Raw genomic sequence first — 1,117 nt, forward strand, 5'->3', positions numbered from 1 at the left:
ATGTATGTATTTGCGCACGGCAAATTTAACCTCATCCGCTTTGCGGAAGGAATATAAATGAAAGCATTCTGCTTTAAAGTGACTGAAGAAGTTTTCCATACAAGCATTATCCCAACAGTTACCTCTTCGAGACATACTTGCCTTCATCTGATATTTTTTAAGTAATTGATTATATTGACGAGATGTATATTGAGACCCTTGATCACTATGTAAGAGGATTCCCGTTACATTCCGTTTTTTCTTTGCCTTTTTAAGTGTATCTAACACAAGTTTTAAGTCATTTCTACGACTGGTTTCATAGGCAACAATTTCATTGTTGTACAAATCCTTAATAGCTGATAAGTACAGGCGTTGTCCATTGAAAATCAAGTAGGTTATATCCGTTACCCATTTCTCATTTGGTTTTGAAGCTTGAAAGTCTCTATTTAGATGGTTATCTGAAATCACATATGCCTCTTTTTTTCCGTAATAAGGTCTTTTTTTCCTAATTACGGCTTTGATGCCTAATTCATTCATCAATCTTTGTATGCGCTTATGATTCAAATGAAGGTTATATGTGACTTTCAGCCACACTTGCACTCTTCTGTATCCATAAATTCCTCTTAGTTTTTTATGACACTCCAATATCTTTTTCTTGATTTTAGCGTCCTTTAGTTGTTTTTCAGAAGGCACTAAGTGCCGCTTTATCCATTTATAATATCCACTTCTAGTTACACCAGCAATGGCACATAATAGGGTGACTGTATATCCCTTTTCTAACATCTCAAGTATAACTTCAAACTTTCTCGTTTTGGATATAGCTTGCATACCTCCCTTTACATCCCTAAGAGCTTTTTTAACATTTCATTCTCGGCTTCTAATCGTCTAATCTTAGCTTCCGGATCTTCTGGTTTTGTTCTTGGTCTACCTAGACCTGGCCCTTTCGCTTTCCCACGCTTTTCTTCTAGCCCTTTGATACCTTCAGCTTCAAAGTGTTTCACCCAACGACTTACAACCGAGTGATGAATGCCTAATTCTTTCGCAATGGTTTTATAGCTCATGCCTTCTTTTAAGTATAAATCTATAGCTTTTTTCTTAAATTCTACATCGTAAGTGACTCTAATTTTTCCCATAGAAA

General features: G+C 35.8%; 2 protein-coding genes. Both read right to left on the reverse strand.

Going from position 1 to position 1,117, the window contains the following annotated elements; translation table 11 throughout:
* Nucleotides 1–807, reverse strand: an 807-nt coding sequence (locus MR065_RS26990) for an IS3 family transposase (RefSeq protein WP_242215734.1), incomplete at its 3' end; no start/stop codon positions are given.
* 8 nt (nucleotides 808–815) lie between these two features.
* On the reverse strand, nucleotides 816–1,112 hold the full coding sequence (locus MR065_RS26995; protein ID WP_151626934.1) for a transposase: 297 nt from the start codon (nucleotides 1,110–1,112) through the stop codon (nucleotides 816–818).
* Between the last annotated feature and the right edge of the window lie 5 nt (nucleotides 1,113–1,117).

It is taken from the genome of Bacillus cereus group sp. BfR-BA-01383 (genome assembly GCF_022663495.1).
In the GTDB taxonomy this organism is placed as follows: Bacteria; Bacillota; Bacilli; order Bacillales; family Bacillaceae_G; genus Bacillus_A; species Bacillus_A cereus_AU.